The 8,713-nt window shown below is 52.1% G+C and carries 15 protein-coding genes; all 15 read left to right on the top strand.

Features of this window, described 5'->3' with window-relative positions:
- The first annotated feature begins 185 nt into the window (after positions 1-185).
- The 15 genes from L1889_RS18105 to L1889_RS18175 all read left to right on the top strand — a co-directional run bounded on the left by L1889_RS18105 (position 186) and on the right by L1889_RS18175 (position 8,567).
- Positions 186-959, top strand: coding sequence for a hypothetical protein (locus tag L1889_RS18105; protein WP_238666407.1), 774 nt, complete (start codon positions 186-188; stop codon positions 957-959).
- Positions 960-970: 11 nt separating this feature from the next.
- A complete protein-coding gene (locus L1889_RS18110; RefSeq protein WP_238666408.1) occupies positions 971-1,930 on the top strand; it encodes a major capsid protein in 960 nt (319 codons plus the stop codon).
- 51 nt (positions 1,931-1,981) lie between these two features.
- The gene (locus L1889_RS18115) at positions 1,982-2,332 is read left to right on the top strand and encodes a hypothetical protein (protein WP_238666409.1); all 351 of its coding nucleotides are present in this window, start codon (positions 1,982-1,984) and stop codon (positions 2,330-2,332) included.
- Positions 2,329-2,700 carry a hypothetical protein gene (locus tag L1889_RS18120; RefSeq protein ID WP_238666410.1) on the top strand — a complete coding sequence of 124 codons (372 nt, stop codon included), beginning with the start codon at positions 2,329-2,331 and terminating at the stop codon, positions 2,698-2,700. The genes L1889_RS18115 and L1889_RS18120 overlap by 4 nt, the downstream gene beginning before the upstream one ends.
- Before the next feature lies 1 nt (position 2,701).
- Positions 2,702-2,878, top strand: a complete 177-nt coding sequence (locus tag L1889_RS18125) for a hypothetical protein (protein ID WP_238666411.1) — start codon at positions 2,702-2,704, stop codon at positions 2,876-2,878.
- Between the two features lies 1 nt (position 2,879).
- The gene (locus tag L1889_RS18130) at positions 2,880-3,236 is read left to right on the top strand and encodes a hypothetical protein (protein ID WP_238666412.1); all 357 of its coding nucleotides are present in this window, start codon (positions 2,880-2,882) and stop codon (positions 3,234-3,236) included.
- On the top strand, positions 3,236-3,625 hold the full coding sequence (locus L1889_RS18135) for a hypothetical protein (RefSeq protein WP_238666413.1): 390 nt from the start codon (positions 3,236-3,238) through the stop codon (positions 3,623-3,625). The genes L1889_RS18130 and L1889_RS18135 overlap by 1 nt, the downstream gene beginning before the upstream one ends.
- On the top strand, positions 3,622-4,014 hold the full coding sequence (locus tag L1889_RS18140; RefSeq protein ID WP_238666414.1) for a phage tail terminator-like protein: 393 nt from the start codon (positions 3,622-3,624) through the stop codon (positions 4,012-4,014). The genes L1889_RS18135 and L1889_RS18140 overlap by 4 nt, the downstream gene beginning before the upstream one ends.
- Positions 4,015-4,121: 107 nt before the next feature.
- Positions 4,122-4,634: a KilA-N domain-containing protein gene (locus tag L1889_RS18145; RefSeq protein WP_238666415.1), complete on the top strand. Its 513-nt coding sequence runs from the start codon at positions 4,122-4,124 to the stop codon at positions 4,632-4,634.
- Between the two features lie 70 nt (positions 4,635-4,704).
- Entirely contained in the window at positions 4,705-5,634 is a 930-nt protein-coding gene (locus L1889_RS18150) for a phage tail tube protein (protein ID WP_238666416.1), read from the top strand.
- A 3-nt stretch (positions 5,635-5,637) separates the two neighbouring features.
- Positions 5,638-6,111 (top strand): phage-derived protein YdaY family protein, encoded by a 474-nt coding sequence (locus L1889_RS18155; RefSeq protein ID WP_238666417.1) that lies wholly within the window; start codon positions 5,638-5,640, stop codon positions 6,109-6,111.
- Between the two features lie 17 nt (positions 6,112-6,128).
- Entirely contained in the window at positions 6,129-6,371 is a 243-nt protein-coding gene (locus tag L1889_RS18160; protein WP_238666418.1) for a hypothetical protein, read from the top strand.
- Positions 6,372-6,763: 392 nt separating this feature from the next.
- Positions 6,764-6,934 carry a hypothetical protein gene (locus tag L1889_RS18165; RefSeq protein ID WP_238666419.1) on the top strand — a complete coding sequence of 57 codons (171 nt, stop codon included), beginning with the start codon at positions 6,764-6,766 and terminating at the stop codon, positions 6,932-6,934.
- A 517-nt stretch (positions 6,935-7,451) separates the two neighbouring features.
- On the top strand, positions 7,452-7,850 hold the full coding sequence (locus tag L1889_RS18170; protein ID WP_238666420.1) for a type II toxin-antitoxin system death-on-curing family toxin: 399 nt from the start codon (positions 7,452-7,454) through the stop codon (positions 7,848-7,850).
- Positions 7,851-8,000: 150 nt separating this feature from the next.
- Positions 8,001-8,567, top strand: a complete 567-nt coding sequence (locus L1889_RS18175) for a hypothetical protein (protein ID WP_238666421.1) — start codon at positions 8,001-8,003, stop codon at positions 8,565-8,567.
- The last annotated feature ends 146 nt before the right edge of the window (positions 8,568-8,713 follow it).

Raw genomic sequence — 8,713 nt, forward strand, 5'->3', positions numbered from 1 at the left:
TGCAACTTTCAATCACCGCACAAGAGAAACTAAACCCTTACTAGACCCGCTTCGGCGGGTTTCTTCATTTACGGCCTCGGCTTAACCGCTGGGGCCTTTTCGATTCTGCTGGTCGGCGAGATGCCTACCAGCATTTTTATTGCCCCGAGATGGGGCGCAACACACTCAAACGAGAGGTTTGAAAAATGGCTTTGCAATTCACTGTTGATTCGCTGGAATCTCTTGATGAAGATGTTCGCGACCTGTATGTGGAGGAAAACGGGAAGTTTCGCCTCAATATTGACGGGTACGAAGACCCCACTGGTTTGAAAACCGCACTGCAAAAGGAGCGGGATGCTTCCAAAGAGGCAAAGCGGAAACTTGGTGAGGCAGACGACTTCAAGGCGCAGTTCGAAGGCTTGGATATCGATGCACTCAAGGCGCTGGCAGCCAAGGCCTCCACGGACGAAGAGACTCGCCTGCTGGCCGAGGGGAAGCTGGACGAAGTGGTCACAAAGCGTACTGAGCGTCTCCGGACTGACCTGGAGCGGCAGGTTGCTGATGCAAATGGTCGCGCCGAGAAGGCAGAGACTTTTGCGAACCGCTTCCGAGACAAGGTGCTGTCGGATTCGATTCGCGCTGCTGCCGCAAAAGCAGGGGCTTTATCTGAAGCTGCGGAGGACATTATTCTGCGCGCAAAAGGGGCGTTCAAGCTTGACGAAAACGGCGAGCCAGTGGCTTACGACGGTGAGGAGGTGATTTACGGCAAGGATGGTAAGACACCGCTTTCGCCGTTGGAGTGGGCTGAGTCTCTACGCGAATCTGCTCCGCATCTGTGGCCACGGCCTCAAGGCGCTGGGCAGACTGGCGACAAGCAGGGTCGGTCTACCGGAAAGAAACGAAGCGAAATGTCCGCTGCAGAAGTGGCGGCTTTCACCAATGAACATGGGCGCGATGCCTATCTCAGATTACCTAAATAAAGGAGAGCCGCATGGCTACTACTGTCAACTCTGATCTGGTCATTTACAACGACCTAGCTCAGACCGCGTACCTGGAACGGCTCCAGGACGTGCTGGATGTTTTTAATGCGTCGTCTGGCGGCGCAATTTTGCTGCGTAACGAACTGATCGAGGGCGACCTGCGTAAGCGGGCCTTCTACAAAATCGGCGGAAGTCTCGCACACCGTGATGTCAACTCTACCAGTGGGGTATCGGGCACCAAAATCGGGGCTGACGAGGCGGTGGGCGTCAAGACCCCTTGGAAGTATGGTCCATACGAGAGCACCGACGAGGCATTCAAGCGCCGCGCACGCAGCCCGGAGGAGTTTTCCATGCTGGTGGGCCAGGACTTGGCCGATGCGATGATGGACTACTACATTCAGACCGCGTTTGCTTCGCTCGGTGCGGCTATTGGAGCGAATGCAGGCATGGTCGCCACTGGATCGTTTGCCACTGATCACAAGAAGGTGCTCACAAAGGGTATGCGCAAGTTTGGCGACCGATTCAACCGTATCGCCCTTTTTGCCATGGACTCTGCCTCGTACTTCGATCTGGTGGATGACGCTATCGACGAGAAGATATTCGAAGAAGCTGGTGTGGTGGTCTACGGCGGCAGTCCAGGCACCATGGGCAAGCCCGTGCTGGTGTCCGATAAGGTGACTGCTGATACGATCTTCGGTCTACAGGCTGGCGCGGTCACTCTTACCGAGTCGCAGGCGCCAGGCTTCCGTTCGTACCACATTGACGACCAGGAGAACTTAGCCACGGGAATCCGCGCGGAAGGCACCTTCAACGTGGACATCATGGGCTACAGCTGGAAGGATACAGCTGGTGTAAATCCCAACGTCGCTGCGCTAGGTGCCGGTGCGAACTGGCGCAAGCATGCCACTAGCGATAAGGCTACCGCTGGCGTGTTGATTGACCTTACCCCTGAAAGCGACGAGGGCGAGTAATAAGGATGGGCGGGGTGAAAGCCTCGCCCTTTCCAACATCTAGGAGATGTCATGAAACTGGTCTATACCACCAAGGCAGCTGAGATAAAGAAAGGTTACGCGCATCGCAATCCAATTTATTTCGAACGAGCGGAGCCTGATGCTGAGCATGTGACGATTGTTGGAAACTGGCCCGATGTCATAGCCGCTTATGAGAAAGCGGGCATCGAGGTGAGTCGTGATACGGCTGTGGCCACGCAAGCTGAAGACAAGGGCAAGTCTAAAGGGCTAACGGTGGCCGAAATTAAGGAAGAGCTGGCCGTAAAAGGCATCGAGATCCCCGAGGGCGTGACTAAGAAAGCGGATCTTCAGGCGCTGCTTGATGCGGTTGACGGCCCAGACCTAGGCGAAGGCGAGCAATGAACTACATCACCGTAGCGGACGTCGATGCCATCCTCGGTGCTAATTGGGCTGGCAATGGCGAGCCGGCTCGCGCGGTGATGATGGCCAACACGTGGCTCAATCAGAAAATCAAACGAACTGTGCCGGTGCCCACGCCTGATGCGGTAAAGCAGGCTGGCGCAGAGGTGGCTAAGGACGCTGCAGCTGGCCTCATCTATCGCGCCAAGGAAACGGGCGTAACGAGCAAGTCGGTCAAGGCTGACACGGTATCAAGCAGCAAAACGTTTAGTGCATCGGCCACAACTTATACGGCAGGTGAGACGTTCGCGCTGGCTCTGCTCAAGCCGTGGCTTGGTGGTGCCAGCGTAATGATGCTGAAAAGGATTTGAAATGGAACAAAAGCAAGGCGAAGAGCTGGGAATCAGCGACAACAATCTATTCGAATACGAAAGTGCGATTGGCTTGGTTGCTGAAGCCGCCAAGGGGGCCGATGGGTTGACGCTGCTGATTCTCCAGGCACACCTAGAGAACTTATGCAATGCACATCTGAAAGCGCTGAGGGGCTGATATGGGACTACGCGACGACCTAACCGCCGACATTGCCGAGGCGTTTGATACCGATCTAGCCGATGCCGTGACTTCATTTGCCGGTACTCGGGTAATCGGGCTGGGGCCTCGCGATCCCGTAACCGAAACTCGGCCGGAAATTACCGAAACCTACACAGGACGCGGTGTATTTGGCAGCTTTGAGATTAACGTCGTTGATGGCGTGGATATCCTGCGTACAGATACCAAGGTTACGGCGCTACAGGCTGAAGTTACTGACACGCCCAAGATTGACGACACAATCAATGGCATGAAGGTCATCAGCGTGGGGGCTGATCCTGCCAAGGCCACGCATTCAATTCAGTTGAGGAAAGTGTGATGGCTAAAGGATGGAGCAAGTCACCGGTTGCGTTTATCAAAGTCGTTGAAAGCGACCTTGTCGATAAGCGCAAGGAAATCACCGCGACGGCGCTGCAGGCGGTAGTATCTGGCTCCCCGGTTGACACTGGCGCGTACAAGGCCAATCACCGCGTAACGCTGGATGGCGTTGATCTGGGCTATGACCTTGATGCGAAAGACCCTAGCGGCAGCCAGGCGCTTGCTGATGGCGAGGCTGTCATTGGGCAGATTGATACGCCTTTCGGCGAGTCGGTGATACAGAACAACCTCCCTTACTCGGAGACCTTGGAGTTGGGTCATTCGCAGCAAGCCCCGCAAGGGACCTACGGTCCAGCCTTCGTAGCCGTTCAGGAAAAATATACGAAATGACCTACGAAGAAATTCGCATCGCCATAGAGTCCCGCATGGCCACGTTTACCGGTATTGATCAGCTTCATGTCGACTACCCGAATGACGTGCGCTTCACTCCGCCCGAAAAAGGCGAGTGGTGCAGGCTCAATATCCAGCATGCGCCAGCGCTCATGGCTGGCATGGCTGATAAGCCTTACACGCGTAAGCCCGGGCAGGTCGTGATCCAGTGTTTTTCTCGCATACATAGTGGTACCGGAGCACTTAATAGGCTTGCCGATGCATTAGAAGAGCATTTTGCCTACTGGTCATTGGGCGATCTTGAGTGCATGGAGGCGTCGCAGGCGGTAGTTGGCGAGGCGAACGCGTTTTATCAAATTAACGTCAATATCCGCTTTCGAGCGGGATAGCAGTTTCTTAGCACCTTTAAATCGGTAGGTTCCGAGCCTGTAAAAAGGTAGGCACTCCGCTTTGAGATTTTAAGGGCCGTCCTAATTGGGCGGCCTGAGGTGCAAATATGAGCCCATTAGTCATTTCTAATACCGCAGTAAGGCAAGATGTTCTAGGCCGCTACTGCCTTAACGATCTACATCGTGCGGCTGTAATACGTGAAAAGGCAACGGTTTCGCAACGGCCTGGAACGTTTCTCAAAAGGCCTGAAACGATAGCCTTAGTTAAAGCCATTAAAAAGCGATGCACTGTGGAGTGCATCGACCCAGTATCAACGATTAAAGGTGGAGTAGCGGCGATACAAGGGACATACGTAACGAAGCCTTTGGTCTATGCCTATGCTATGTGGATTGACGCTGATTTCAACCTAGACGTTATCGAGGCGTTTGATTCATTACAAACAAATGCGATGACAATTTATAAGCAGCTACAAGAGTTGGCTGCCAGAGAGCAAGGTTCTAAGCTTCGTGCGTCATTTGGTTCTCGCTTGATGCTAGATCGTAAACGAGAAATACCACTGCTAGAAACTGAAAAAGAGCGGCTTGAGCGAGAGCTGCAACCAGAGCTATTCATTCACTGACCCAGCCACGCGCTGGGTTTATTTATTTCAGCGCCTGCATTAGTGGGCTTTTATTTTTTGGAGCAACAAAATGAGTTCAGGCGCAAAAGTCGTAACGCATTACATTGCCGAGACCGTTCCCGGCACCACACCAACAACGGGTACATGGAAAACCGCCCGGTTAACCAGCAATACATTAAGCCCAACGCCTACCACTGAAGTATCAGACGAAATCACTGATACGCGGCTTAGCCAAGGCTCTGTCGTCACAGGCCTGAACATTGCTGGCGATCTAGTTGGCGAAATGTCGTTCGGCACGTTCGATGAGTTTCTGGCTGCGCTGTTCTACGGCAACTGGAATAGCGATGTTTTAACGATCGGCTCAGTGCGACAGACGTTTTCAGTGCAGAAGGCGTTTACCGATGTGGGTACGTTTCACCTATTTAAAGGTGTGCACGCAGCAACTGGATCTATCGAGATCCCAGAAGAGGGCAAGATCATTCTCACGATTGGTGGCCAGGCGCTGGATTACGAGGATGGCACCAGCACGTTTGTGACTGGCACGCCAGAAGCGCCTACTACAACCCCCTTCATGTCGAGCGTCGCAGTGGGCGACGTCAAGGTCGACGGCGTTTCTATGGCCGGCTCAGCATGCGTGTCAGCAATGACCATCAACATCGACAATACGCTGCAGGTACAGCGCTGCCTAGGCTCGGGCAAGCTCGGTCCAGGCGCCTTGATTGAAACCGAAGCCGCTATCACAGGAACCATCACGTTAGCCTGGTCGGCTCGAGCTTACGATATCTGGAAAGAGCAGATGACGCGCAAGGCTTTTGGCGTGGAGTTTCCCCTTGTCGATAGCCTGGGCAATACCTACACGCTCGACTTCCCCGCAGTCGAGTTTGATGGCGAGTTACCTAGTGGCGGCAAGCGGGATCTGATCCAGGCGTCATTGAACTGGACTGTATCCAAGATCGCACCAACCATCACCCGCGAAGCTGCAGCAGAAGGCGAGGACTAATCCATGGCATTACGTATCAATCAAACCGACCCAGCAGCTATTGGCGAACGATGGGAGGATTACCAAGACGATATCTCATTCAAGATTGGCGGCATTGACGATGAGAACTATCAAATCGCCCTAGAGCGTGCACGTCGCTTAATTTCCCGCGAGGACGCTGCTCAGTCCTTGCACAGCATTACTGCTACAACTAACGATCGACGCGAGCATGACATTCAGTGTCAGCTTCTCGGCCACTACATCGTGCGCGACTGGAAAGGCGAAATTCTGGACGATAACGACCGTTTTGTACCGTACTCGCCAGAAGCAGCCGCCAAGCTGCTCAAGGCCAACGTAGAGCTATTCGCCTGGGTGGTCACTCAGGCCACCAAGGTTGCTGTCGATAAAAATGCGGAGGTCGCCGAAACGGTGGGAAAGCCGTCGCCCGATTCCAATGGGAGCGCGAGTGGCAGGGCAAAACCCAAAAGCAAAGTTTGATCTATTCCAAGCTCGGCATGGCTGTACCTCAGAAAGCGCCTACAGACGCTATTACTGACCATGTAATTGGCGTGTTTTATGCGGCAAATCGGGCGAGACGCTATTTAGCGGGTATGAACGGAGCCATTGCGATGCCTCTATCGTCAGTTGAGATCGGGCAGGCCGTTAATGCTTATGGCTCACCCTTGGCTCGGCCTGAGCTGGACGCGTGTGTCTTTGCACTGGATCGGGAGTACTTAGATAGGGCGGCCAGCGGTTAGTTGATCTGGAGCTTCTGCGCTGAAGACTGCGCTGAAGCAGGGTGAAGAGTAAACATTTGGCCGCATGTAGCGGCTGTTTATATTGGAGATTGATATGTTTGGTGGACACACACCTGAAGACGATATTTTTCGACCGAAGCGGGGCCGTGGGCTTGGCCCGTCTGGTATCCAGTTCGAATTTTGATTTTGTGAAGCCTGAAGCTCAGGCCATATGAGCTTCAGGCCCTACATCGACTTTAAATAGACTTTAGCTTCTTGCCTACGATTTTCATTTGCAAGTCGCTTCTGCCTTTCACAGCGCCTATGAGGTTAAGCTGATCATTTGAGGCGCTTCCGGAGACAACTAGAGTGTAGTGGTCCATTCCCGGAATGACTGGATCTAGGAAGGTGCTATGACGACTCACCTGCAATTCGCCGGAGACAGCGCCATTTTCCCCTGCTCCTATATTCCCTATGTACGTAAAGCCACTATCACCGCCCATCGCGTCACCATTAAGGATGGTGACAACCCCTGCACCGATATCAGCATTGGTGCTGAACGTTACAGACCAGAAACCATTTAGCATGTTAATTACCTCGTTAAGTTACGAATGTAGGACTCTGTAACCTAACCCGCTGGAGTGATTGCAGGAACTGGGCAAGCGTACAGCTTCGACTAAGGTCTATCCACGCTGGCGCATAGGAGGCGTTGACATTAGGTGATGTCAAGTGCCTCTATGATTTAGTGCAAGCTAAGCAACTTAGTTTGCTTCGTTTGACTTTACGAAGCTTTATTCGTTTAGTAAGCCAATTGACTTGCTAAGTTACGTTCGTTTGTGTAAATTAAGATTTACTTAGTCTATTGTGTTGAGAGACCTTTTAGGCTGTTAAGTGTGGCGTTTTTAGGGTTAGGAGTATCATATTATGGCAATCGCGGTTGGGAAAAATGTGCACGGGGTTGTATTACAGCCGCGGGAGATCATTCGCCCGAAGGTTGCTGTTACAGCTACGACCTCTAGTCAAAAGAATGACGTACTTAAGTCGGCTCAACGCGTTATATCTACTCATCGAAAGGTATTAGTAGCGCTACGCGATCGTTAAATGCTAGACGTTGATTACGTCATCACCATTCATGACGAGATAGTCCTTGAGTTTGTAGGGCTTCCCGGTTTTGCTCATAATGGTCGTGGTGGCGTTGAAGCCGCATTAGCTCGGATTGAAAATCATGCTCTTTACGCAGGAGTAGATGACGTTTTTGCTATTGCGGCTTTGTATGCGGTAGCGATTGCTAAAGGGCATGTATTCAACGATGGGAATAAGCGAACTGGACTTACTTGCGCATTGACTTACCTTCTTCAGCAGGAGATTTTCATACCCGAAACTCCGCAGTTTGAAGATATTATGGTGGATGTTGCCGACGGCAGAATCGATCACGAGGAGTTAGCGTCGATATTCAGCTCCCTTTGGGATGCTGGTGGCAGACAGACCGGGCTGCTGTAGTTTGCTTTTCTATCCGATAGGCCCCACGTAACTGTGGGGCTTTTTCATTTTCGACTCTGCCTTTGAGGGGGCGCCTATGTGCTTAGTGGCTGCTTTATGTAGGCCGCTTGACTGTTATGATCTCTGTATCAAATGGATACGGAGGCGGTAGTGGAAGAGCCGAGGCAGGATGAAAATGGAATATGGCACGCTGGTGACGGTGCATTTGCAACGAAAGAGCAGGCCGAGGACTATCTAATCAAGAGTTCAGAAAAACTCATTTCTCGCAGAAATGATGGGCTGTGGGTTATTCGTGGTATCGATGGACATACCTTTTCAAGAAAGGCGGATGCAGAGGCTTATCTCGGTCGATCTACCACACCAAAAAATAATCTATGGGCTAGTGTTTTTCCTTTGCTGCTTGTTGGTGTTTTGGGCGTGTCAGTAGCCTATCTATTTACTGGAAAAAGAAATGGCGGCGATAAGGCAAAAATGGATGCTTTATTTCTTTGCCAAAAATCTATTGCTGCAACAGCCGCTTACGGCAAGCAAAACCTCCCAGGTTACAGCGAGGGGCAGGAAGGGGCGGAGGCGTGGCAGTTTTTGTGGCCTCATGGGACATTTTATTTCAAAAACGCTTTCGGTGTGGATGTGCCTCAATCGGCAAAGTGCCAAGTTGACCTGCAAACCGGAAGGATCTCATATTTGCTTGTTTCTGACAGAGAGATTATTAAATAGCTAAAAGAGCGGCTCGCTATCGAGCGGCTTTCTTTATACGGCTCGCTTCGGCGGGCTTTTTTGTGGGCGTTAATAATGGCAAACGAATCAAGATTAGCAATTAGAATTGACAGCAGGCCAGCAGAGGTGGATGTGAAATCCCTTGC

The organism is Paenalcaligenes niemegkensis (assembly GCF_022230885.1).
Lineage (GTDB): Bacteria > Pseudomonadota > Gammaproteobacteria > Burkholderiales > Burkholderiaceae_B > Paenalcaligenes > Paenalcaligenes niemegkensis.